This window comes from Sodalis glossinidius str. 'morsitans' (genome assembly GCF_000010085.1).
Classification (GTDB): Bacteria; Pseudomonadota; Gammaproteobacteria; order Enterobacterales; family Enterobacteriaceae; genus Sodalis; species Sodalis glossinidius.
Genome location: NC_007712.1, coordinates 2,784,269 through 2,807,693 on the forward strand (window position 1 = coordinate 2,784,269; position 23,425 = coordinate 2,807,693).

Here is a 23,425-nt window from a genome sequence, read left to right on the forward strand (position 1 = left end):
TTACCTTTACAGCCACACGGCCAGCCAATGGGCAATTGCCGCGCCGTGATTGTCATAAATCAGTTTGATACTCATCAGCAGCGACACCGCCACGATCATCGTTCGAATCAACTGCTGCTCTTTAGTTAAAACCATGCGCGCGCCGAGCCGTGCGCCCAGAATTTGCCCGGCCAGTATCACCAGTCCCACCACCCATATCACTTTGCCCGACAGGACAAACAGCATCAGGCCGCCAAAAAATTAGAGGTAAAATCGAGTACTTTAGCATGTGCGGTGGCGAGGTTAAACCTGCATAGCATAACAAAGGCCAGGGCGTAAAACGGACCGGCGCCCGGACCAAAGAAATCGTCGTAAAACCCGACGCAGCTGCCGCCCACTAGGGCGAAGGGCCAGCCGGACAGCCGGCGCTGACGATCTTCGGCGCCAAGGCGCGGCATTAGCAGGAAATACAGACCGATCGCGATTACCAGCAAGGGCAATAGCTGACGCAGCAGTTCAGCGAGCACATGCTGAATTAGAATGGCGCCCGCCGCCGACCCCAGCAAGGTCATGGCGATAGTGCGTTTCTGGCCGGCAAGCTTCACCGTCCCCCGCCGAACAAAATAGAGGCTGGCGGAAAAACTGCCGCCTACGCCCTGTAGTTTATTGGTCGCCAGCGCCTGGGTCGGCGGCAACCCCGCGGCCAGCACCGCCACGAAAAACAGCCCTGCCAATAGCCAGGGCGAAATCACTAACCAATCCATATCCTTTTCTCTAATGACGCTACGCAGGGCCACCACTGACCCTGGTGACGCTTGCGCGACGGCCCGTTTCTCAGGGTGTTATCAAATGCCGGTCAAGCAGCGCCTGACCAGCGGCAGGCAGTGGCGGCAGTGTTTTTTTCACCGGTGCTACGGTTCCCGGTTTGGCCGGCAGGAACCAGCTTTCCAGCTCGGCGCCGCAACCGTCCCCCAGTGGCGGTATCGGCTGATCGACGCATTCGCGGCTGCCCGGCGGACAGCGCAGCCGGACATGCATATGGGCACGGTGCCCGAACCAGGGCCGGACTTTGCGCAGCCAGTAGCGATCGCTGCCCGCATCCAGGCACTGCTGTTTTTTGATGGCCGGGTTAACAAAAATACGGGTGACCTGGTCATCCTCCGCCGCCAATTTAATCAGCGCCTCGGTTTCGGGGAGCCGCAGACGCGGCACCACCCCGCGGCCGTTGGCCGCCACCAGATCCAGCGGCTGAGGTTTAAGCAGCTGATAAGCGCTCCAGCGCTGGCGCGGCGTCTGCAACTAGATATCCGCGTCCAGCCCCGACTGATGGCTGGCGTGGCCGCTGCTAAAACGACCGCCGTCCGGCATCGCCATATCCCCTACCAGCACCTCACCCAGCCCCAGATGTTTCACCTGATTGCTCAGGCGTGGATAAACAACAGCAGATCGGGGTGGCCAAAGTAGCGCCGCTGATCCGGCCGCAGCACCTGATAGTTGCCTGCTTCCAACGGCAGCGGCTGGGCCCCGATAATGCAACTATTGGCGAAGCTACCGATGGAGCTGGGCGCGCCGGCGATCGGATGGTCGATTTTTTGCCACGGCGTCTGCGCGGCCCCCACGCAAAATAATGCCGCCAGCGCCAGACAACCGATTAATACTCTGCGCATTACCATCACCTTATCGGCGCCGCTGCAACGACGTCCGCGCACTGCGCACGCTGGCGCAAGAAATGATCCATCAGCACGATAGCCATCATAGCTTCGGCGATCGGTACCGCCCGGATCCCAACGCAGGGATCGTGCCGGCCGCGGGTGACCATCTCTACCGCGTCGCCGCTGCGGTTTACCGTCCGGCCGGGCACCATGATGCTGGAGGTGGGCTTCAGGGCAAGATGCGCGATAACCGGCTGGCCGCTGCTGATTCCGCCGAGAATGCCGCCGGCGTGATTGCTTTGAAAGCCCTCGAGGGTAATTTCGTCTCGGTTTTCGCTGCCGCGCTTGCCGATAACCGCGAAGCCATCGCCGATTTCCACTCCTTTCACCGCGTTGATGCTCATCAGCGCATGGGCCAGATCGGCATCGAGGCGATCAAATACCGGCTCGCCGAGTCCGGCGGGCAGATTTTCCGCCACGACCGTCACTCCGGCGCCGATGGAATCCCCCGCCTTTTTCAGATCGTGTATTAGTGCATCCAACGCCTCCAGACAGTCGACATCGGGGCAGAAGAACGAGTTTTTTTCCACTTGCGTCCAGTCTTTCAGCTCGCAGTGGATATCGCCCATTTGCGCCAAATAACCGCGGACCCGCACCCCGCACTGCTGGGCCAGGTATTTCTTGGCGATAGCGCCGGCGGCGACGCGCATCGCCGTTTCACGCGCCGAAGATCGGCCGCCGCCGCGGTAGTCGCGTCGGCCATACTTCTGAGCATAGGTGTAATCGGCGTGACCGGGACGGTAGAAATCCTTGATGGCGCTGTAATCCTGCGAGCGTTGATCGGTATTGTCGATAAGCAGCCCGATACTGGTGCCGGTCGTGACGCCCTCAAACACACCGGAGAGGATTTTTACACGATCCGGCTCGCGCCGCTGCGTCGTATAACGCGATGTCCCTGGCCGCCGGCGGTCAAGATCGTGCTGCAAATCTTCCTCGCAAAGGGGGATACCCGGCGGCACGCCATCGACGATCCCACCCAGCGCCGAGCCGTGGGATTCACCGAAGGTCGTCACGCGGAAAAATTGTCCAATACTGTTCCCTGCCATCGGGACTCCTTACCAATTCCTGATAAAAAAGAGACACGCCTGCGCCGCACGGGGCTTGATCGGGCGTTTCAATCACGATAGAGCTTGAAAAGATCACCGCAGGCAACCAATTGCTGACGCGTCAGCATGAAAACACCGTCGCCGCCCTGGGCAAATTCCAGCCAGCGGAACGGCACCTGCGGATATTGTGCTACCAAATGCACCATACTGTTGCCCACTTCGCAAATCAGCACGCCATCTTCGCTAAGGTAGTCTGGGGCGTAGGCAAGAATACGTCGTACCAGCTTGAGACCGTCGCTGCCGGCGGCCAGACCGAGCACCGGTTCGGCATGAAACTCCGCCGGCAAATCGTTCATATCCTCTTCATCCACATAGGGAGGATTGGTAATAATCGCGTCATAGGCCAACGGCGGCAAGTCGCGAAACAGATCGGAGAGAATCGGCGTCACCCGCTGCTCAACGCCATGCGCTTGTATATTGTGCTCCGCCACCGCCAATACGCCGGGAGCGATATCCACCGCGTCCACCTCCGCCTCCGGATAGGTATAGGCGCAGGCCACGGCAATACAGCCGCTGCCGGTACACATATCAAGCAGATGCGCCGGCGGATACGGCAGCAGATCGCGAAAACGTTCGGTAATCAGCTCGCCAATCGGGGAACGCGGGATAAGCACCCGATCGTCGACATAAAACTCAAGACCGCAAAACCAAGCCTTGTTGGTCAAATAGGACACGGGGATGCGTTCGTTCACCCGGCGAATAACGCGCTCGACCACGCACGCGCGCTCACTGGAGGTCAGGCGCGCGCCATGCATCTCCGGCGGCAGATCCAGCGGCAGAAACAGGCTGGGCAACACCAGCTGCAGCGCTTCGTCCCAGGGATTATCGGTACCGTGGCCGTAATAGATCTGCGCGGCGTTGAAACGGCTGACCGTCCAGCGCAGCATATCCTGAATGGTATGCATTTCCGCTACCGCTTCATCCACAAAAATTCTGTCCAATCTGCCCTCCACAGCCTTCGCTTTCATCAACAGGCGCTAGTGTGCCATGAAGTGACGGACAAAGCAGCAGCCAGTGCGCCTTCAAAGGTCACGGCGCCACATTTTTCGCCGCCGATGATAAGGAAAGGGTAAACTAATACAAAACGCGAAGCTCAGAGCAGATAATGAAGAAACGATATACGCTGGCCAAGGATGATCTGCAACTGTTCAGGCAAACGGTGGTGGGCTCCAAGCCGCTGCTGCAGGACCGGGTTACACCCTATCCGCCACGGCGTACCAAAACCGCCCTACCGGCGCGAAGATTAATACAAGAGCAGGTCGACGCCAGTTTCTACTTTTCCGATGAGTTCCAGCCGCTGCTTCAGGAGGAGGGACCGCCTCGCTATGTGCGGCCGGACGTCAGCCCTTATGAGGTAAAAAAGCTGTGGCACGGCGACTACACGCCCGAGTTGTTTTTAGATCTGCACGGACTGACGCAGGAGGAGGCCAAACAAGAATTAGGGGCGCTGATTGCCGCCTGCCGGCGTGAGCACGTGCACTGCGCCTGCGTCATGCACGGTGCATGGCAAACATATTTTGAAGCAGCAGACGCCACTGTGGCTGGCGCAGCATCCTGACATCAGAGGTTTTCATCAGGCGCCAAAGGAATTTGGCGGGAGCGTGGCGCTGTTAATTCTGGTGGAATTGGCGCCTTGTTGATGGGCGGCGCTTTGATACGCCGGCTGAACGGGGTCTCACCGGGGATAAAGTGCCAATGGGTGGCCTGAAATACTGCGCCCCGCGACGACGACTTTTGCGCTACAGATAAACGCCACCCGCGCTAGGGCTGCAACAAGGCCTCGACGTAAACGCTGCACGGCGGTAGACGTGATTTGGCGCTAGGCGTCAATGTCGGGATGGGCTGAGCTCGATGTTCATCGGTAAAGACGTCCGCTGGGCTCGCTCAGACTTTCGACAGCAGTTGGTTCGGTCCGACCTGCCAGCGTAACTTGCCGCTGACAGCGTCCAGATCAACACCAGCCACGGCGGAAGTGGCGAACATCGGCGGCTGCTCTTCCGGGCATAAATCCGCCACCAGATAACCCACCAACGGCAGATGGGAGATGACCAGTACCCGGTTTAAGCCCTCATTCGCCAGCGCCTGCAGGTAGCAGCTTACCAGCCCGGCGTCCCCGCCCGGCGTCAGCTCCGGCAGGACTTCATGGCCGTCCGGCAACACCAGATACGCCTGCAGGGTATCAAGCGTCTGCCGGGCACGCAGATAGGGACTGACCAACACCCGATCGATGTCCGCCACCTGGCCGCTAAGCCAGCGCGCCATCAGGCCGGATTCATCACGGCCCCGATCGGTCAGGGGTCTTTCCGCATCGCTCGCGGCCTCGGAAACAGCATCGCCGTGCCGCATAATTAGAACTTGCATAATGCACCGTTGTCGTTGGGGAACATCGCGTCAGATCGACCGGGCAGTTCCCCCCAGCCGTGATGACGTACGGGTCGTGCCACCCTCCACCCGCGGTGGCGGTATCGCGACCGGGTCAGACGAGAGGTCTCATCCGACCAAAACGCTGTTTTTTTTACATCAACTCCACCCCAGGAGTCAATATAATGAGCAGGGCTATTCGCGCGCGGACGACGTTTTCAGGTCAGAAAACGCACCGCAAATAGCGATGATTATCAGGCTATGACAACACTTTAGCCGAATGGTGCTTAAACACCGTGGGAATATTCTTATCGCGGAACAAAAACGGCACCCCCCGCGCCGCATGAGCTCGCGGCGCGGGGGGTAAGGGATTTAACGCAGACCCAGTTGGAAAATAAGAGTTTCCGCCTGGCAGCAAAAGGTGAAGTCCGCGTCCAGCACGAAACCGTTATCCTGAGGGTCAATCCTGGCATCGATTTGGCAAGGATCGGATTCCACCGCGCGGGCTTTTTCCGTAAGCCGGGCCAGCATCGATTCTGCCTGTTGGCGCTCCGCGAAGGCGCGGCTGAAGCTCGCCTTGCAATCTTCATTATCGATGATGGTGCCGACATCAACGCAGCAGCAAGCTGCCGTTTCATTCGTGCTGCATTTGTTCAGTGAATTAACCATGATGTTCTCCTTGCCGGGCGACACGGGGTGGCGCTAGTCGTAAATTAAACCTTCATAATTGGGAACAATTATACGCCCCTTGCGCCGGGGTTAACAGCCAATCGGCCGGACAAAAGCCCGCTAAAGACGCGTTTTTACCGCCAAAGGTAACGGGAAATCAGCGAGTATTTCCTGGGCGTTACCGATGTAGCGGAACGGTAAACAGACCACCGGTCGACGAGCGGCGCTGACCCTATCTCGCTAACGACAACACACCCCATTTCTAACTGCGGGCCATGGTGAGACGGCGCGATGTCATGCCGGCTGTGTGGTCATTGTCAAACGGAACACCGCAATGCCGACAGCGCGGCCATGGTCAGATGGTACGCCGCATGGCCGGCTGTGCGGCTATGCCCCCCGCCGCCCCGGGCCGGCAGGACGGCGACCCAAGGACCGCACGCGGCAGGCGCGGCCCGTCGCTTACTGAGCATCTATCGAATTGAGATCGCCTTGGATCGCTTCGGCGTTCGGATTCTCCTGCGGTGTCAACACGCCATCGCTGGCCAGGAAATCATGCCGCTGGAAATAGGCGGCGCGCACCATGGCGTAAGGATCTTGCGAGTTCTGCAGCAGGCCGTCGGAGTCCAGCAGTTGCGCTCGTGTTTCCAGTCCTTCCAACGCCCATTTGCCCGCGGACATCCACCAGGTGAGATAGCTCAAGAGTGGATAAAGATCATCTACCAATCCGCCGATGTCCTCACGAGGCGTGAAACTCCCGTAGCCGGGGAGCTGCACATAGGGACCATAACCGACGCCATAATTACCCAGAGTACTGCCGAAACGCCGCGGCTCCTCTTTGGCCAGTTTCGGGTTCGCCATCGAGGCCACGTCGATCAAGCCCCCCATCCCCAGCAAGGTATTCAGGAAAAAGCGGTTAAAATGCACCATCGCCTTGTAGGGTTTCCCTTCTACAAAATAGTTGACCATGGTGGCGGGCTCTTCGAGGTTAGTGAAGAAATTGTTCAAACAGTTACGTGCCGGCTTCGGCACATAATCTCGCCAGGCCACCGCCGCCGGGCGAACTACATAGGGATCCAGCACGTTGTAGTTAAAATTGAACATGCTGCGGTTAAAGCCTTCCAGAGGATCCGACCGGCCCTGGTAGTCCTGATTTTGATGAGTAGCGCACCCCAGAAGCAGGACGCTGGCAAACGCCACACCTGACAGGCGAAAATTCATTATAAAACTCCGTTGTATATTCTTATGCCATCGCTAGGGGAGCTGCTGGTTAATCTCAACCGCTACCCTGCCGTTGCCGCCGAATGGCTGCGTCGCACTCTCGCCGAACCAGTCACCGCGCTACGGTTGCGCGGTGCCGTCGCGCGCCACTCGGACCAGTACTTTTCCCGCTGCTGGGCAGAAAGCAAACGTTCGGGGATCATGGCATTACTATCGTCGAGCGATAACGATAACGGAAAGCGAATCAACGGCAAAGGTTTTACCGCTACAGGTATTGGACTTTGTCCATCGCTGACGGAAATAAACATGGTTCCTTGAGTCGGCAACCAGGCGTCGACGGCCGACGACAGGGTAACGACCACGGTCAGGGCCGCCTGCTCCAGCCCACCCTGCGCTTTTGCCTGCTCGATATGCTGGCGGATGGCATCGGCGCGGGCATCCGCAGCGGGTAAACGAGCCAGCACCTCGCGCCACAAAGCGACAGCCCGGGCATCATTGTTTTGCTGATATTCATTAAGCGCCTGCAGGTCATGGGGTCGTTTGGCGAGAATAACCTGCAACAGCCTGTTACCTGCGCCGTTGTCCCCCGGATCGTCAGAACGTGTCAGCACCGACGCGTAATCCAGCGCGATGGTGTCATCTTCGGGCGCCAGTTGCCGGGCCTGGGCGAACGCCTATGTCGCCAACTCGGCGTTATTGAGCACCACCCCCAAACGGCACAGGATCAGCCAATTTTGCAGGTTCTCCGGATGATGTTGCAGCTCGGCGCGCAGGCCGACCGCGAAGCGAGACAACTCCTCGGCGCTCAGGAGTTGCCCGTGGGTATCCATCACGCGCGCCCGCAGCGCAGGAAACGCCTTCACCGTCTGCCGCCAGCGCACTACCTGACCCGCACCGCCGATCAGCGCATACAGCCCCAGCGCGACCAACACCACCACCCCTGGCGCCAGCACCCAGCGCGGTAGCGGGCGCCGCCAGGATATTTGCCAGCAGCACACGCTGTAAATCTTCAATATGCAGCGCCCGCTCGCTCACTACGCCTTCACGCTCGTCGTGGGCCAGCTCGTCGAGCCGGCTTTGATAAAAGCGCGTATTGAGTTGATCGCGGCTCATGGCGGCAGACTTAACGCCATAGCCCAACGCCGGCAGCACAAACAGCGCGCATGCTATAAGCAACAGCAAGACGACGAGGAAGACGAAGACTATCATGGCGCATTCCTGTCCGAGGGCGGGAGAAGCCTTGCAAAACGCTGCTTTTGCGCCGCCGACAATGCGCCGGCGGGGAGTTTGCGCCGGGCGGCCCCGACGATAACCACCGTTGCGCCCGCCCCGACAAACAGCAGCGGTACCAGCCATAACAGCAGAGTCAGCGGATTTAACGGCGGCGTATAGGTCACGAAACGGCCATAACGCGCCACCATATAATCGATGATTTGCTGATCACTCTGGCCTTGTTGCATCAGGGAATAGACCTTATCACGCATATCACCGGCAATAACGGCATTGGAATCGGCGATGCTGGTATTCTGGCATTTCGGGCAGCGCAGCTCGCCTATCAACGCGCGATAGTGCTGTTCTTGAGCCTCGCTGCTGAATTGATGAATATCCGCAGCCGCGGCAGCGCTCAGCAGCAGACCGGCCAGCAAGGCCAATATCGGCGCGCGCCTCATTTTTGCTCCCCCCATACCGGCGATACAGCGGCTCGACGTCCTGGCGCCAGACCTGGGCGTTCATATCGCCGGCGTGGCGATAGCATACGATCCCCTAACCATCGATGAGAAACGTCTCTGGTGCGCCATAGACGCCCAGATCCAGTCCGAGCATACCGTCGCCATCGAATATGCTTAGCGCATAGGAATTGCCTAGGGTATTAAGCCAGGCCATTGTCTTCGCACGGCTGTCTTTGTAATTTACGCCGGCGATCCTGACGCCCCAGGCGGCAAGGCCGTTGAGAAATTGATGCTCGGCGCGGCAGGTGGGACACCAGGTGGCCCAGACGTTGAGCAACCAGGGATGCGCGTCGCGCAAAAGCGCTTGACTGTAAATCTTGCCGGGATCGTCCAGGGACGCCAGGGTCAATGACGGTAACGGTTTTCCTATCAGCGCCGACTCCAACCGGGTGGGATCGTCGCCATGGGCATTGTGCGCCAATTGCACCGTAAGGGCGAGCGCCAGCAGCAAAAACAGCACCAGGGGAATATACAGCAGTTTGCGGCTCATAAGGACGCCCCGCTGCCCGTCAGGCGGGCCTTCTTCGCCGCCCGGTAGTGCGGGTCAAGCAGACAGCAAACCCCGCCGGCAACCATAAACAGACCGCCCAGCCAAATCCAGCGCACGAACGGTTTGTAATAAAGGCGCAAGGCCCAGGCGCCGCCGTCAAGCTCCTCCCCCAACGCCACATACAAATCGCGCGTGAGACCACCGCTTATCGCCGCTTCGGTCATCACGGTGCGCGAGACGGTATAAAGGCGTTTTTCCGCCTGCAGCGTTGCTTCTGGCCGGCCGCGGCGCTGGTATAGTTTGGCCCGTGCAGCGCCTCCAGCCGGCGGAAGACGAATTGGTAATCTCGGAGAGTCACGCTGTCGCCGGGTTGCATACGCACATCGCGCTCCAGACTATAGTTCTGGCTGAAGGCAATGCCAATGACCGTTACCGCTACGCCCAAATGGCCGTGCACCATGCCCCAATGGCTACGGGTCAAATGGGTCAGACCGCGCCAGAAACCGTGCCGATGGCTGGCGCGCTCATGCAGCTCCATGAGCTTGAGGACAATCACCCACAGCGACATAATCAGCCCCACCACCGTCATACCGCGTATCTCGTCCTCCAGCGCCCAGGGCAGTGACCAGCGCGCCCAGGCCGTGTCCAGCCGGCCGGCAACCAGCGAAGCGATAGCAAGGCAAACGCCACCGAAAACCCCACGTACCCCATATACAGCAAGGGCGGATGGAAGATAAGACCGATGTCCTGCAACACCGGATTCAGATCGTGCCCGTCAATGGGAATCCCCTGCAGCGTGCGGCGAAAAGGGTTGGAGGTCAGCAAAATAAACGCCAGGAAGTCGCAGGCAATCATCACCATTACCGCCAATACCCGCACCACGGCCTCCGCCGGCATAGTGCGGCTAAAGTGGGCCACCACCAGCATCCACAACAGTAGCGATCCCCCGTACGCCACCCAAGTGGCAGCGATGCGGTAATAAAGCGGCAGGTGACTGTTTGAGTTATTCACCACATAGGCGACGGTAAAATCGTTGACGATAAACGCCTGGACTAAACGCCTGGACCAAACAGGCAAAAGCGCCCGCGAGGGCAATAAACACGCCATAAGTCAAAGGGCGCGCCACCGCCATCATGCGCGCATCCTGTCGGCTGGCGCCCCACAGTGGATAGACGCTTAACAGCAGCGCTAGGCCGGCGCCGAGACAAAGCAGAAAATTGCCGAGTTCCGGGATCATGTCTGCTCCCGGGGCTGAACCCTACTTTGCACTGCCGGCGTTGCGTTGGCCACTTCGGGTGGGGTGTATTTTTCGTCATGTTTTGCCAGCACCTCCCGGGCGTCTACCCGATTCCCCAGCGCCAATATGCCCTACGCAACGACGCCCTGCCCTTCACGGAACAGATCGGGCAAAATACCCACATAATTAACCGCCACGGCGCCGGCGGCATCGTAGATTTTAAAGGTGACCTGTAGCGTTTGCGGATCGCGCTTTACGCTGCCGGGCATGACCAGGCCGCCGATGCGCAAACGCTGACCGACGTGGTGCAATTGGTGCGCTTCCCCTTTACCGCCGAAGATTTCTCTTGGGGTATAAAATAGGTCGATATTGGCGCGCAGCGCGTAGCGTCACCGCGGCCCCAATAACCGCCACCATCGCAAGACATAGACGGCTTTTACGACGTGGGTTCACTGGTCTCTCTCCGGGGGGGGGATCGTCGTCGTGAGGCGAGAGGCGCCCTGGCGCAGCCTTGCGGCACGCGCCTGCTGGCGGCGGATAGCGTTCAGCAGTTGCCTGTGCGCGACGAGGGTCTGCGCCACCAATATCACTAGTGACAGCAAGGTGGCGGCGACCGCCAGCCAAACGTAAAAAGCATAACCGCCCATTGCCAGAAAGGCTGGCCAGGAAGAAAATGCGGGATTCATCATAGACGCTCCTTTTGCGCCAGCGCGATAGCCCAGGGACGTTTACGCTCCTGGAATAAAATCAGCGTCACGGTAATAAAGAACAACAGATAACCGCCAATCGCCCAACGCAGCGGGGTACGCATACTGGGATCGATAGTTTGCTGCATGTTGGTGGAGCCCTGGTGCAAGGTATTCCACCACTGCACGGAAAAGTGGATGATGGGGATGTTGACTATTGCGACCAGAATCAGGATGCCGGCAGCGCGGCCGGCGGTGCACCTGTCATCGAAGGCGTTATGTAACGCCATGACACCCAGATAGAGGAACAAAAGCACCAGCTCGGAGGTAAGCCTCGCATCCCATACCCACCAGGTTCCCCACATGGGTTTGCCCCAGGCGGATCCGGTTATCAACGCAATAAGAGTAAACACCGGCGCCATCGCCACATAAATGCCCATCGACCAGATCGCGACCGGCACATGCAAATACATGATGCGAACACTTTCGCCTTGCTGATAGTCCGGCGGCGCAAAGCTAAAACCCCAAACCCAGCCAAGCAGTAGCGTAAAGAGTGCGGCGATGGCGAACCAAGGAATACACCGCCCGCAAATGTAATATAGCCGTTCCGGTTTGGCCCACTGATGAAGCACTTTCAACATAATAATTATTGCTCACAGTTAACACGGTAAACGCATTGCCCGGAGGATAGCCTCAACCGGGTCACGCCACGAAAAGCGGCCGACGGTCTTTTCCGGCTTACGGCCATAACGGCGTGGCGACATCCAGCGATAGCAGCAGCGCCGCCAGCGGCGACATCAGCAGCAGGGGCAAACCGGTGACCAGCGACCAGCCAATGAGCGCAAACCTTTCTCAACACCGTGAGCGGCAACGGCGCCTGCAACAACAGCAATTGATCCAGTGTGCCGTCCTGAACATCATCACGAAACAGCCGCTCAAGAGAGAGCAGACAGGCCAATAAGGCCGCCACCCAAATGATCCCCGGCGCGATAGCCTGAGCAACGCTGGCTCCGGCCCGATTCCCAATGGGAACAAGGTAATGACAATTAGAAAGAACCACAGCGGATTCACCAGCTCATTGCCCTGACGCCGCGCCAGCCGCAGCTCACGGCGTAGCACTAACCAAAACATGACGTTGCCTCGGCCATACGCAAAGCAACCTTGCGCATCCGATAACGTGAAGCCGGCAGCGGTTGATGAGTTGTCATAATCACCATTCCGCCGGTGGCACAATGCTGCTCAAATAACCTGACAAGCGCCTGGGCGCCCTGATGGTCGATAGCCGTAAGCGGCTCATCCAGAATCCACAGCGAGGCCGACGTCAGCCACAGCCTGGCCAGAGCGATACGCTGCTGCTGCCCTGCCGACAACCCCGCCGCGCGCACGTCCTCATATCCCAGCAGTCCGACCTGCTCCAGCGCCCGATAAATGGCGTAATCATTGCGTAGACCGGTAATCCCTTGATAAAAAGTTAGATTTTCCCGGGGCGTCAGAACAGGCTTAATTGCCGCCCGATGGCCGATATAAACCAGCTCACGATAATAGTCGCTGCGGCACTGACGCAGCGGGCGCTGACGCCAGCGTATCTCACCCGCATCCGGCGGCGTCAGCCCGGCCAAAATCCGCAATAGCAACGTTTTGCCGGCACCGTTCGATCCCTCAATTTGCACCCCATCGCCGGGAGCAAATTCCTCGTTCAATCCGCTAAATAATTGCCGCTCATCGCGGACACAGGCCAGATTGTGAATTGCCAACGTTGGACATTAAACTCTTTATTAACAATGGTTCGCTTCCTATCACGGGGCGCCACGGAAAACACTTACGCGCCGACGCGATTCACGGCCAATGAACGATAGCCTGTATTAGATCAATAAAACGAGCGAAAAACCAGTAACGTTAAAATTTTGTTACTCATTAACCACAAATTATAGCAGGACATTTTTTTCGTTAGGTACATCCCACTTACGCGACTGATGATGCCACAGCCGCTACGCTTATGATGTTTGTCACCCTGTGAGTCGCCTATCGGGAAGAATCTATGCGTCAAAACCGCGAAAAAAACCCTGCCGCTCGGAAAAATGATATGAACCCGCCTGGGGAGGAAGCACGTTCGCGTCCCGGCGATCAACCTCACGAAGTAGAAAGTCAGGAGAATGAAGAAGGGACCGATATAGAAGTCGAGGAGGAAAATCTGCCCTCGCCCGCCGCCGCCATTCACGAAGAGATCCGCCAGGAGGGCGAGAAAGAATTGGAACGGGACAGCCTGGAGTTGTGGTGGTCCGCCCTGGCGGCCGGCCTGTAGATGGGGGCCTCGCTAATGGCGAAAGGTCTTTTTCACACCCGAGGGCACTGTAGGCTTTTTTGTCGAAAATCTGGGTTATACCCTCGGTTTCGTCATCGTCATTTTGGCGCGCCAGCAATTGTTTACGGAAAACACCTTAACCGCCGTTCTGCCTTTCATACACAAACCCACCCGCCATAATTTCGGCATTCTCATGCGGCTTTGGAGCGTAGTGCTGGTGGGCAACTTGATAGGCACGGCGTTAATGGCTTTCGCCTTCATTCATCTGCCGGTCTTCGACGTCGCCACGCGCCGCGGCCTTCGTCACTCTCTCAGAGGAGGTAATGACTAACACCTCGGGCGAGATGTTTTGCAATGCCATCATCTCAGGCTGGATCATCGCATCGCTGGTCTGGATCATAATAAACTCCTTATCATCATCTTAATGACCTATCTGATGGGCATTGGCGATTTGACCCATATTGTCGTGGGATCGGTTGAGATCCTGTATTTGGTCTTTAATGGCAATATCCCCTGGTGGCAATTTTTTTATCCGTTCGCGCTGCCGACCCTAGCGGGCAATATCGTGGGTGGCACCTTTATTTTTGCCTTGATAAGCCATGCTCAAATACGCAACGATTTGAGCCATCATAGGCGGGCATCGGCCGCTAAAAACAGTAAAACAGCGGCGAAAGGGGGAGCGCCCGCGGGTGACGAGCGGCTGGGCAATCGGCAACAATGACATCAGGCGGCGAGCACTGAAAGCCTTAAGGGCCGGACAAAGACCCCAACGGCTCCGCCGTGCCTGCCGGCGCGTACCGCGACCAGATAGATGCCACGGCGGCCGGCAGAATAAAGCGGCGCTTTTGCCACGCTGACGAGGGGCGATGAGACCTCAGGCTTTCGCCCCAGAAAACCGGCCGCGCCGCTGTTTGACCAGGAATTGAGCAAACGCGCCGCCAGATGCTTATTTCCGCGGCCAGATAGGCTATACTGGCCGCCGTTTAGCGTGTCTCCGTAGTTAAACGGATATAACAAGCCCCTCCTAAGGGCTAGTTACAGGTTCGATTCCTGTCGGGGACGCCATCATCTCGTCTGCTTTAGTTCACCAAAGTCTACACATTCCTTAAAAAAGATTATATTACAAAGAAACTTACTCTACTTGAGTCAATAGAAGTCTATTGCAATCGTCTCTAGGTTTGGGGCATTATTTGTGGCTCTCACTGGTTCGATTTTAAAAGAGCCCCATATGAAGCTAAATCCCAGACAGGTACAAACAGCTAAAGCAAAAGAAAAATCTTACAAACTCTCCGACGGGGGAGGAATGTATTTGGAGGTTACACCACGAGGTTCAAAGTACTGGCGCATGAAGTATCACCGTCCTAGTGACCGAAAAGAGGATAAATTGTCCTTTGGGGTCTATCCTGCGATCACCTTGGCTGAAGCTAGAGCTAAACGCGATGAGGCCAAAAAACTTCTCGCGAAAGGTTTGGATCCTAAGAAGGTGCAAAAAAAGGAGCATGCAGAGAATAATGGAGAGTTTACTTTTGAATCAATTGCTCGAAAATGGCACTCCAATAACAGACGATGGGAGAACGTAACACGTAACTTGATACTTAATAGTCTTGAGAAATATGTATTCCCAATTATCGGTAAAAATGATATACGTCAACTAAAAACTCGCCATCTCCTAGCAGTAGTGAGAGCTGTGGAAGAGAATGGAAAACACGAAGTAGCTCAACGTATCCAGCAAAGAATAACGTCAATCATGCGTTATGCAGTACAAAATGAAATCATTGAAACGAACCCGGCGCTGGATATGGCAGGAGCATTAATTCCTCCCAAAAGTGTTCATCATCCTGCATTAGCACCCATCATGTTACCCCAATTCTTTGCACGATTAACTAGTTACAAAGGCCGAAAAATAACTCGCATAGCCGTAGAATTAAATCTATTAACTTTTGTACGATCTAGTGAGTTACGTTTTGCTCGTTGGAAAGAAATTGACTTTGAGCATGCGTTATGGGAAATACCAGCCAAACGCGAACCTATTGCTGGAGTTCGTTATTCTGAACGAGGAATGAAAATGAAATCCTCTCACCTAGTACCGCTCAGTAAGCAGGCAATAGAATTATTAAAGCAACTTAAAGTACAGCGTGGTGATGAAGCACATATTTTCCCTGGAGACCACGATATTAAAGGTGTTATGAGTGAAAATACTGTTAACAAAGCTCTTCGCGTTATGGGCTATGATACCAAAACCGAGATTTGTGGGCATGGATTTAGGACTATGGCAAGAGGAGCTATGGGTGAGTCGGGTTTATGGGCTGATGATGTAATAGAGCTTCAGATGAGCCATATCGAGCGTAACGGGGTCAAGGCCGCTTATCTCCACACCACCAAGCATCTTGAAGAGCGCCGTCTAATGATGCAGTGGTGGGCGGATTACCTCGATGCCAACCGAGAGCATTACATATCCCCCTATGATTTCGCCAAGCGCCATGGAAGAGGCGATTAAAGCCATCAAATATTACTGGTTCACAATATGGACGATGTGCCAGCCACCGAGCGAATGCACACCAGGGGTTCATGCCTACCAAGCTCACGCATGGCTGCACAAAATCTCTCCAGACCTTGCGCCATGCCGATTCTGCTGGGCATACCCCACGACCTACAAAAATATTGTAGGTCTCCGTGAAGCGTACGGCCGTTGGATATCGGTAACCGGGGAAGTCATTTCGGGTGGGGGGACCTGGAAAAGTCTTTCAGACGTGCGCAAGTCAAAGGGGAATGAACCAGTTAACTTTTAGCGACGTGGTTGGATGCAGATGACCGACTGACTATAAGACGGTTGGTTATTTCTTGGTCATTATTCCCCGAAACGGGGGAAAAATTAATTGCCATGCTATACCGCTGGACAAATCCATAATCGTCATTGGTATTCAATAGGTTATCTGTGCGCAAGCCCCCCTATAGCTGCTTGGTGGTGATATTTTAATCAGCCCGTTTGAAACGGAGGGATGGCTCCGTGGGATGTGAAAGATAAACGAACACTAAATACGCGACAGCAACTTTTTTTGTAATATAAGCAAAAGAGGGTTGTTTTGGTAGTTTCAGTTGTTTCAAAATCACTATCTTCATGATATATAATGACATTGTCGAAAATCTTGAAACAACCAGCCCCCGTTTTGAAACAATCAATCCTCCCCCTGAAACTACCGAGCTATCGATAAAATCATCTGGAAAAGCTCCCTCTCTGGCTGGCTCATGTGCTGGACAACTGCCCCGGAAGCCTTGTCGGCTGCGGCTTTTGCTGCACACAACCCCCTTGCCACCCTCAAAAGTAGTGCTCATCGGCAGCTTTTACCGGATTTTGCAAAGTTCCACTGCCGTGGAGTCGTGGAAGCTGATTTCTGCTTAAAAGTTGAACTACAAAATTTTCGTAGTTCAAAATATAGACAGGTGCACGTCAACCGACATCGTCAATCACTTCACTGCTCACGCGATCATGCCTGAGAGCGTCTGTGCGCCATTGTGAGAAGATTTCTATTCTAGGGGTAATCGATGTCAGACATTGGCAAAGCGTCTCTATCAAGCTAACAGGTGCCTTAAAATCGATATCGGTGAATGGATGCATGCCTGATGCTGTTGGGAGAGGAATTGAAGTCAGAGAGGCTGTGGCTACCGTGGATGTTCAACAAAGATTAAACGCCAGTGTACATATTACTTTGCGTTGGAGTGCAACAGTCAACGGAATCGGATGCATTGCGTTGAATACGAACAAAAAACTCTATCTTAATCTGTAGATATTACACGAACAACATCAAGCGAAATATAAAATTAATTTCTGTCAAGGTATGAAATACTTGGAGTTCATCTACAAGGATGTGTGGTTATTTGGTTTTCGTTTATACAAAGGAGTGGTGTATGAAAGATTGTTTCGATTTAGCAAATTATTTTCTGGTCCGAAATCAAAACGAGGGCTGCGGGGATGTGATGACCAGCACTAAATTGCAACGACTTGTTTACTATGCGCAGGTCTTTGCCCTATCGCTGCTTGGAAAACCATTATTCAATGAAAAAGTTGAAGCCTCCCCCGATGGTCCTGTTGTGCATGCACTGAAACTAAGATACCGATACTATAAAAATGAGCCGCTACCAGTCCCACCAGTCAAGATAGACATGAGCAAATTTACGCCTGATGAAGCAGCTATACTCGACAAAGTCCATCGTATCTATGGTCAGTATTCAGGCTGGAAGTTACATGAAATGGCTCGCAGTGAACATGAAGATCAAGAGCTACAGCAAAAGAAGGACGCCAGCCAGAGCAACGCCTTCATGCTCACCGATACCATGACACGCTGGCATAAGTCCGAGCTCAGCCAGTTCGCACAGAGGCACTGACAGCTGCCCCGGCTCGTTGAGGGACCGAGGGTCATTTGATGGCATGAAGGATAGCCGCCATCAGGTAGCCTGTGGAGGCGGTGAACAGCACCAACCACAGCATAATGAACTTCCAGCCTGGTAATCGCTTAATCATAAGTCGCAACTCCCGTATTAATTCGCTTCATCAAAGAAGCGCGACCACCTTAAACACAACGACTAAAACTGATATCCCCGCGATAATATGCCAAAAAATACGCCGTATCTCGCGAGGTGTAATGTTCACAATTTCCATATATGCCTTACAGCGCCGTAAGCGACGCAGTGCAGATAACCCAGGCTATCGGCGTCAAAATGTACCGAATACCACGGCAGATTGCAATTATTTTCGCTGCGGTATCAGCCCCTTGTCACGATGTCTCTGCTTTTATCATGAGATCATCTCCAAATTTATCTTCAGGTTTGCTATTGTTCATGTCGTCTTGAAGTTGATGAAGATTTATGAAAAAGCCCCGCACTGCTTGCTACAGTCGGGGCTTACGTTTTTCAGGCACAAAAAAACCGCGCTCAGCGGTCGGGGTAAGGCTCTATTCGACGGACAGGTTATTTCGGACTATCCGCATCCTGCACCACAGGCATCGACGCTTTAAGCGCATCTATCTCAACCTGCTGCACTTTCATTTTCGTGGACAGGTCTTTTATCGCTTCAATCAGCAACGCAGTGATACTGCCGTAAGCCACAGATTTCACATTCTTAACAACGGTGCCATCACTCTCATGGTAATCACCCGAATTACCTACCGCCTCTGGCAAGACCTTTTCCAGCTCATCGGCCATCACACCCGCTTGGCGATGTTCGGCAAGGACATACGTATAGCCCGTCAGCGTTTCGACCTTTTCAAGGCCATTTTCTATTTTCTCAATATTGCTTTTTATCCGCCGGTCCGAGTTATTTTGCCAGTGACCCTGCATGGCATAAGCGCTACCGTCATCCTTAAAAACGAACCACTTCAAATCATTGCCTTTAGCCAGTATCAGACGATGCTCAAAATGGTCATTTATTATAATGCGCGTTTTAAAATCAGTTATTGCCTTATCAATCCTCTCTTCATCCGTTGTCCATGCCGCCAAAGGTGACCAGACCCTTTCCATCGGCTACGCCCAGATGAACTCTGACCCAAGCAAAGCGGCCTACTCCGCCAATAAGGCCGAATATGAGTCGCGTTTAAAAACAACCGGTAACGTCTTCGCCCAACATGCCGATAGCGACAAGCAGCCACAGGGCATGTTTATTCGTTATCGCTACAAGCTTGACGATACCTGGGGGGTGATGGGGGCGATAACCTATGCCGTCGGTGATATGGACAATCATTTTCTATCCGGCGAAAAAGCCAAAAATAAAAAGGACGCTAATAAAATAGAAAAGCGATTTAGCAACAGGGTCAAAACCGATTATGTCTCCCTCTTGGCTGGACCGACTCTCAGAGCTAACGAATGGGTCAGTGCCTTTGGTTTGCTCGGCGTCGCCCTGCACTCTGTTGAAAATTCCCTATACGAAACGGATAAAACCAGCATTCCGCCAAAGCAGGTTTCCCGAAACGAAAAATCCAGCAACACTTCGCTGGCGCACGCGCTGGGTTTGCAATTTAATGTTTATAAAGGGCTGGTTATTGATGCCGCCTGGGCAGGCTCGGGTAGCGGCGACTGGAAATCCAGCGGCTTTAATCTCGGTGTCAGCTATCAATTCTAAAAATAGTCCGATGCCCATAATACCGGAAAGGGTTTATTGGCATAAATAATCGTTGTGCCATCATCCCTGTGTTTATTGGCATCGTGCAAAAAGGGACCGGGCATGCCTTTGATACCTGCCGAGCTCATCCCGGCATTGGCTTTATACCCCCGCCGTTCCTTATGCCATATCCCCCATGTGAATGCCGGTATCATGGGGCCTTGGTGCCAGTTGAATAGTGGCATTGCGCTCTGGTGGCGTATTGACATATCCCCTGACCAGCATCGGGACCTCATTCGACGTAAAGGCCACTTTTCCGTCACGACCATAAATAGCAATGCCATAATCGCTCATGGTCGGTACTTTTATATCAAAAGCCACTATTTTCATTCTAATCGCTATTGCCTGTGATACGCCACCACCATCGTATCGATAACCGGAGAGTTGCTGCGTATCGGGATGATATTCAACGCCGACACCAACCGCATCGTAGTGGCAAAACACCAGTGAATTCCTCGACACAGGGATTTTCATGTTTCCGGTAAACGTGATGTCCGCCTTATACGTCATGAACATCCCTTTACTAGGATCGACCACCAAAGGAAAGGCACCTGCACCGTAGATACCGATCCCATAACCATCAAAAGCCGAAACCGTGGGGTAGAGCGCAAACACATAAATATTACCCGGCTTATCAAGGAGTAAATCACCTTTGCGTATGACCTCATTACGGAGTCTTACCGTCCTGTCCTGAATATCGATATAAAACCGTATAGGCGAAAGCGGCGTTTCTATCAGCCAAAACGGTTTCACACAGGCAAAGCAGCTGGCTACCGGGCGGACAACGGTCTGAGTAATCGACTGATGCGCTGCTGGCCACATGAAAATTCCACTTCTTGCCCAGAACTTCGTTCTTTTTTTTCATTTCTATCCTATCGATAAACGTCAGCGGACTGGCATGCGACAGGTTTAAACGCTTGCCAGCATGAAAAACACTTAAGCCATATTCGGACATTAATTTAATTTCCCCAATCGCACTTTCAGATTTCCACCGCCGTCATACACCGATATCGAATCCGAGTTAATGGCCATGCGTCCACCCTGCTGTCGGCCATTGAGCTCAAACGAGCCATCGTTGCGCATAATGGTCCCCGACTGCCCCGGCACATAATTCGCCGAGTACCATGACCCCACCTTGGCCAGTGTCATCCCCGCGTAGTTGATAAATGCCTCGTTGATAAACACCTGCCCATTAATCACCGAGAAAGGCGAATAGCTTTTGCCACCCGGCCCACTCAGGATAACGAACTGGTTAGCATTAAAGCCAATGCGCGTTATCACCGGCTGCCCCACCTCGGCGATGGCCGCTATCGTCATCCCCGCATCGCAGTAGGTGCCGTCTATATCGACACCGACCTTTACGCTAAATAGGGCGCTGCCGGAACCCGTATGGTCAAAAACGGTCGTTGCCCTGGTGTCTATCATCGCCTTGTTTTTCTTGAATTCCGCCTGCACCCGCTGCTGGTACTCGGCAAAAGCTCTTTCCTCATCGACGACCGTGGTGCGCACTTCAAGTATTTCGGCTTTACGTTGCCCGTTTTCTCTACGCCAGCGCTGCATATCCGCATTATTGGCTAATGCTGCTTCAGCGACGGCGTCAGTGACTGTATTGATTTCCTCGGTCAGACGTGCACCATCCTCCGCCGTCAAAAAGCCTTCGGTGATATTGCCGAGAATTTCCGACGCATCGGACGAGGATTCGCCCCTGACCCACGGCGTCCAGTCGCCCTTGTTGCCAATGCGGTCCACCAGTCTTGCCCGGTACCAGCGGCTGACACCGGCAGGCAGCGGGCCATGCTGATAATTGACCGCCGGATAGGGCACATTGGCCAGCAGTAACGGATTCTGGCCGTCCGAGGTGGTCGAGGGCGCATGCCCCCAGGGTGAAGAGACCTCGGCGGCATTGACGGCGCGTACGCGCACATCATATCCCCCGGCGTAAATACCCTGCACACTAAAACCCTGTGCACTGGTTTCGCCCACATTCACCCAGTCGCCCTTATCCCGACGCCACTGGGCGAGGTAGTTGATGGCCCCGTCCACCTTCTCCCACGACGTCTGGAGGGTAGCGACCGTTATCCCCTGAACAATATGGTCTGTTTCCGTTATCACGATAGACTGTGGCGCAGGCATCACGCTTGAGGGCGTCACCGTGACCGGCAGTGGCGTAATGCTTACCCCGTCATCGATGTAGCGGTATTTGTTCAGATCATGCTGTACCCAGCAATGCTAAAAGTGCCGTCGTCATTGGCGCTGACCGAGGTCACCCGATAGTAGCGTATCGCCAGGCGGTCGCTATCAATGCTTGATGCGCACCGCGTCCAGATTCAGGTCACTGAAGGCATGCACCCACGGCGACGACGTTTTGACGGCGATGCCTACCGCCACCTCGTTATCCACCTCCGGCATGCCCTGAATGTAGTCCTTATCTTGTGTGCCCTTGCGGTATTCCCAGACGACGCCGGTAAAATTATACGACCCATCATCATTCGCCAGCGGGGTATTGTTGAGAAAGATATTTTGTGCGGTTAGCTCGCCCTGGATTTCACATTCAGAGAGCGCCAGCAGCATTTTAAGCTTCGACACCGACAGCGGGTGCTCTGCTCCGTCGGCGTATGACCGCCACCGCCACCGCCTTTGGCCCCCTGAATTATTGTCGCGTTTTTAAGCAGTTGCATGGTTTACCTACTGCTGGTCGCTGGCAAAAACACCGGCGCTGATGACCGCACCGCCGATTTCCCGCTGGCCGTACAACACCGGCACCGGGTAGTCCATCGCCACCGTGTTGACAGGCGCGCCAAAAGCATAGTTGGGTTTATTGTCGGCACTCGATGATTTCCCGACGCCGTAATTGGGCTGCGGCGTCATCAGCTTTACCACCCCGCCCAGCAGCATCGAGGTCCCGAGGCCAGTCAGCAGGGTTGATGCCGCCACGCCGAACAGCGCCAGCGAGGTTCCTGCGGTAAAAAAGGCCCCGGCCAGCGCGGCGGCACCTAACACCACCTGTAAAAAACCTCCGGGTTTGGCCCCTTCAATCACCGGCATAATAACGATATCCCGGTCACCCTTGCTCATCTCAAACTGCTCAATGCCAATATTTTCCGTGCCGTTAAAAAAGGCAAAACGAATACCGTCATGGTGGGCGTTACTCATAGTGTTTTCAAAGCCGGGCAGCGTGACACAAAGCGCCCGGAGTGCCTCTTTCACATCAGCAACATGGTAACGATGGGTGCGACCAAAGCGTTTGCCCAGCGCCCCCTTAAGTTTAATGGTTCTCAGCATGTAAACGCTCCTTGTGGCGCACGATGCGCACCGTCCTGTCGCGGTAATAGCGGCCATACGGCGTTCGCGCCGACAGTTTGCCAAACAGATGGTGAAGCATAAGGTTATCCCCGAGATAGACGGCAGCGTGATTGGTGACCGGGGCCGATACCTGCATCATGATAATGTCGCCAGCGCGCATCGTCTCAGGCACTACCTCAACAAAGCCCACCCCCTGCCAGTTGCTGATTATTCGCCAGTTCTACCGCCGCCAGGAGGTCCGCTGGCGTCCAGCTGTCCAGTGATTTTGAGCGAATGTTGTCATGCCAGAATGGTTCGGCTTTTTTCTCCAAGCCCGCATGCTGTAGGGGCATGAGAGTATCCTCGCACGCATTTTTCATGGCCTTCAGCGCTGCCGTTGAGCTGTCTGAGCGAGTGCGTTTATCTGCCATAATAAGACGACCTAAAAAAACAAAAAATCGGGTTAGCGTTAAAATAAAGGGCAGGAGGCGGCCAATTCGCT

The 23,425-nt window shown here is 54.8% G+C and carries 22 protein-coding genes, 1 tRNA gene and 12 pseudogenes; 7 read left to right on the forward strand and 28 right to left on the reverse strand.

What is annotated here, in order from left to right:
- Window positions 1-6 precede the first annotated feature (6 nt).
- The 4 genes and pseudogenes from SGP1_RS14735 to prmB form a co-directional block, all read right to left on the reverse strand.
- Window positions 7-743, reverse strand: a pseudogene (locus SGP1_RS14735) (TSUP family transporter).
- Between the two features lie 70 nt (window positions 744-813).
- Window positions 814-1,646, reverse strand: a pseudogene (gene mepA / locus SGP1_RS14740) (penicillin-insensitive murein endopeptidase).
- A gap of 5 nt (window positions 1,647-1,651) precedes the next feature.
- Window positions 1,652-2,737: a chorismate synthase gene (aroC, locus tag SGP1_RS14745; protein WP_011411455.1), complete on the reverse strand. Its 1,086-nt coding sequence runs from the start codon at window positions 2,735-2,737 to the stop codon at window positions 1,652-1,654.
- 68 nt (window positions 2,738-2,805) lie between these two features.
- Entirely contained in the window at window positions 2,806-3,738 is a 933-nt protein-coding gene (gene prmB, locus SGP1_RS14750) for a 50S ribosomal protein L3 N(5)-glutamine methyltransferase (RefSeq protein WP_011411456.1), read from the reverse strand.
- 164 nt (window positions 3,739-3,902) lie between these two features.
- Between prmB and smrB the strand changes: the two are divergent.
- Window positions 3,903-4,437, forward strand: a pseudogene (gene smrB / locus SGP1_RS14755) (endonuclease SmrB).
- A gap of 244 nt (window positions 4,438-4,681) precedes the next feature.
- Here the strand turns inward: smrB and sixA are convergent.
- From sixA to ccmA, 15 genes and pseudogenes are all read right to left on the reverse strand, one after another.
- On the reverse strand, window positions 4,682-5,158 hold the full coding sequence (gene sixA, locus SGP1_RS14760; protein WP_011411458.1) for a phosphohistidine phosphatase SixA: 477 nt from the start codon (window positions 5,156-5,158) through the stop codon (window positions 4,682-4,684).
- Between the two features lie 372 nt (window positions 5,159-5,530).
- Window positions 5,531-5,827: a YfcZ/YiiS family protein gene (locus SGP1_RS14765; protein ID WP_011411459.1), complete on the reverse strand. Its 297-nt coding sequence runs from the start codon at window positions 5,825-5,827 to the stop codon at window positions 5,531-5,533.
- A gap of 459 nt (window positions 5,828-6,286) precedes the next feature.
- A complete protein-coding gene (mlaA, locus tag SGP1_RS14770; protein ID WP_011411460.1) occupies window positions 6,287-7,045 on the reverse strand; it encodes a phospholipid-binding lipoprotein MlaA in 759 nt (252 codons plus the stop codon).
- A 62-nt stretch (window positions 7,046-7,107) separates the two neighbouring features.
- Complete coding sequence (locus SGP1_RS36575) at window positions 7,108-7,353, reverse strand: c-type cytochrome biogenesis protein CcmI/CycH (protein ID WP_424141175.1); 246 nt, start codon at window positions 7,351-7,353, stop codon at window positions 7,108-7,110.
- Between the two features lie 183 nt (window positions 7,354-7,536).
- Window positions 7,537-7,875: pseudogene (locus tag SGP1_RS36580) on the reverse strand (tetratricopeptide repeat protein); the annotation flags it as partial.
- A 187-nt stretch (window positions 7,876-8,062) separates the two neighbouring features.
- A pseudogene (gene ccmI / locus SGP1_RS33895) lies at window positions 8,063-8,254 on the reverse strand (c-type cytochrome biogenesis protein CcmI); the annotation flags it as partial.
- A complete protein-coding gene (locus tag SGP1_RS14780; protein WP_011411461.1) occupies window positions 8,251-8,715 on the reverse strand; it encodes a cytochrome c-type biogenesis protein in 465 nt (154 codons plus the stop codon). The pseudogene ccmI and the gene SGP1_RS14780, both read right to left, overlap by 4 nt.
- Before the next feature lie 7 nt (window positions 8,716-8,722).
- Window positions 8,723-9,265: pseudogene (locus SGP1_RS14785) on the reverse strand (DsbE family thiol:disulfide interchange protein); the annotation flags it as partial.
- Window positions 9,262-10,321, reverse strand: a pseudogene (locus SGP1_RS25760) (cytochrome c-type biogenesis CcmF C-terminal domain-containing protein); the annotation flags it as partial. The pseudogenes SGP1_RS25760 and SGP1_RS14785, both read right to left, overlap by 4 nt.
- Window positions 10,269-10,502, reverse strand: coding sequence for a hypothetical protein (locus SGP1_RS36585; RefSeq protein WP_050747718.1), 234 nt, complete (start codon window positions 10,500-10,502; stop codon window positions 10,269-10,271). The pseudogene SGP1_RS25760 and the gene SGP1_RS36585, both read right to left, overlap by 53 nt.
- Window positions 10,503-10,543: 41 nt before the next feature.
- A pseudogene (gene ccmE, locus SGP1_RS14795) lies at window positions 10,544-10,955 on the reverse strand (cytochrome c maturation protein CcmE); the annotation flags it as partial.
- Window positions 10,952-11,188, reverse strand: coding sequence for a heme exporter protein CcmD (ccmD, locus tag SGP1_RS14800; RefSeq protein WP_011411463.1), 237 nt, complete (start codon window positions 11,186-11,188; stop codon window positions 10,952-10,954). The gene ccmD and the pseudogene ccmE, both read right to left, overlap by 4 nt.
- Window positions 11,188-11,829 (reverse strand): cytochrome c biogenesis protein CcsA, encoded by a 642-nt coding sequence (gene ccsA / locus SGP1_RS14805; RefSeq protein ID WP_011411464.1) that lies wholly within the window; start codon window positions 11,827-11,829, stop codon window positions 11,188-11,190. The genes ccmD and ccsA overlap by 1 nt, the downstream gene beginning before the upstream one ends.
- A gap of 112 nt (window positions 11,830-11,941) precedes the next feature.
- Window positions 11,942-12,319: pseudogene (gene ccmB / locus SGP1_RS27785) on the reverse strand (heme exporter protein CcmB); the annotation flags it as partial.
- Window positions 12,307-12,942 (reverse strand): cytochrome c biogenesis heme-transporting ATPase CcmA, encoded by a 636-nt coding sequence (gene ccmA / locus SGP1_RS14815; RefSeq protein ID WP_011411465.1) that lies wholly within the window; start codon window positions 12,940-12,942, stop codon window positions 12,307-12,309. The gene ccmA and the pseudogene ccmB, both read right to left, overlap by 13 nt.
- 284 nt (window positions 12,943-13,226) lie before the next feature.
- Here ccmA and SGP1_RS33900 point away from each other — a divergent pair, with 284 nt between their 5' ends.
- The 4 genes and pseudogenes from SGP1_RS33900 to SGP1_RS14835 all read left to right on the forward strand — a co-directional run bounded on the left by SGP1_RS33900 (window position 13,227) and on the right by SGP1_RS14835 (window position 15,987).
- On the forward strand, window positions 13,227-13,490 hold the full coding sequence (locus SGP1_RS33900; RefSeq protein ID WP_243466039.1) for a hypothetical protein: 264 nt from the start codon (window positions 13,227-13,229) through the stop codon (window positions 13,488-13,490).
- Window positions 13,491-14,211: pseudogene (locus SGP1_RS14820) on the forward strand (formate/nitrite transporter family protein).
- 269 nt (window positions 14,212-14,480) lie between these two features.
- Window positions 14,481-14,555 (forward strand) — tRNA-Arg (locus SGP1_RS14830).
- Between the two features lie 163 nt (window positions 14,556-14,718).
- A complete protein-coding gene (locus tag SGP1_RS14835; RefSeq protein WP_011411466.1) occupies window positions 14,719-15,987 on the forward strand; it encodes a tyrosine-type recombinase/integrase in 1,269 nt (422 codons plus the stop codon).
- A gap of 476 nt (window positions 15,988-16,463) precedes the next feature.
- Here the strand turns inward: SGP1_RS14835 and SGP1_RS29955 are convergent, their stop codons facing one another.
- Window positions 16,464-16,823 carry a hypothetical protein gene (locus tag SGP1_RS29955; protein ID WP_148203530.1) on the reverse strand — a complete coding sequence of 120 codons (360 nt, stop codon included), beginning with the start codon at window positions 16,821-16,823 and terminating at the stop codon, window positions 16,464-16,466.
- 573 nt (window positions 16,824-17,396) lie between these two features.
- Here SGP1_RS29955 and SGP1_RS14840 point away from each other — a divergent pair.
- Window positions 17,397-17,873, forward strand: coding sequence for a Panacea domain-containing protein (locus SGP1_RS14840; RefSeq protein ID WP_050747719.1), 477 nt, complete (start codon window positions 17,397-17,399; stop codon window positions 17,871-17,873).
- Between the two features lie 582 nt (window positions 17,874-18,455).
- On the opposite strand, the gene SGP1_RS14850 is transcribed toward SGP1_RS14840, so the two are convergent.
- Window positions 18,456-18,983 (reverse strand): tail fiber domain-containing protein, encoded by a 528-nt coding sequence (locus tag SGP1_RS14850; protein ID WP_041867052.1) that lies wholly within the window; start codon window positions 18,981-18,983, stop codon window positions 18,456-18,458.
- Between the two features lie 34 nt (window positions 18,984-19,017).
- Here SGP1_RS14850 and SGP1_RS14855 point away from each other — a divergent pair, with 34 nt between their 5' ends.
- Window positions 19,018-19,602: an Ail/Lom family outer membrane beta-barrel protein gene (locus SGP1_RS14855; protein WP_041867053.1), complete on the forward strand. Its 585-nt coding sequence runs from the start codon at window positions 19,018-19,020 to the stop codon at window positions 19,600-19,602.
- A 159-nt stretch (window positions 19,603-19,761) separates the two neighbouring features.
- Here the strand turns inward: SGP1_RS14855 and SGP1_RS14860 are convergent, their stop codons facing one another.
- From SGP1_RS14860 to SGP1_RS14885, 7 genes and pseudogenes are all read right to left on the reverse strand, one after another.
- Window positions 19,762-20,463 carry a DUF6453 family protein gene (locus SGP1_RS14860; RefSeq protein ID WP_011411063.1) on the reverse strand — a complete coding sequence of 234 codons (702 nt, stop codon included), beginning with the start codon at window positions 20,461-20,463 and terminating at the stop codon, window positions 19,762-19,764.
- A gap of 132 nt (window positions 20,464-20,595) precedes the next feature.
- Window positions 20,596-21,201 carry a phage tail tip fiber protein gene (locus tag SGP1_RS36590; protein ID WP_424141176.1) on the reverse strand — a complete coding sequence of 202 codons (606 nt, stop codon included), beginning with the start codon at window positions 21,199-21,201 and terminating at the stop codon, window positions 20,596-20,598.
- A gap of 72 nt (window positions 21,202-21,273) precedes the next feature.
- Window positions 21,274-21,947 (reverse strand): annotated as a pseudogene (locus SGP1_RS36595) (host specificity protein); the annotation flags it as partial.
- Window positions 21,940-22,227, reverse strand: a complete 288-nt coding sequence (locus SGP1_RS33905; RefSeq protein WP_243466041.1) for a hypothetical protein — start codon at window positions 22,225-22,227, stop codon at window positions 21,940-21,942. The pseudogene SGP1_RS36595 and the gene SGP1_RS33905, both read right to left, overlap by 8 nt.
- Window positions 22,228-22,326: 99 nt before the next feature.
- Window positions 22,327-22,923, reverse strand: coding sequence for a tail assembly protein (locus SGP1_RS14875; protein WP_011410950.1), 597 nt, complete (start codon window positions 22,921-22,923; stop codon window positions 22,327-22,329).
- Window positions 22,907-23,146: pseudogene (locus SGP1_RS14880) on the reverse strand (NlpC/P60 family protein); the annotation flags it as partial. The gene SGP1_RS14875 and the pseudogene SGP1_RS14880, both read right to left, overlap by 17 nt.
- Window positions 23,121-23,354 (reverse strand): hypothetical protein, encoded by a 234-nt coding sequence (locus SGP1_RS14885; protein ID WP_243466042.1) that lies wholly within the window; start codon window positions 23,352-23,354, stop codon window positions 23,121-23,123. The gene SGP1_RS14885 and the pseudogene SGP1_RS14880, both read right to left, overlap by 26 nt.
- Between the last annotated feature and the right edge of the window lie 71 nt (window positions 23,355-23,425).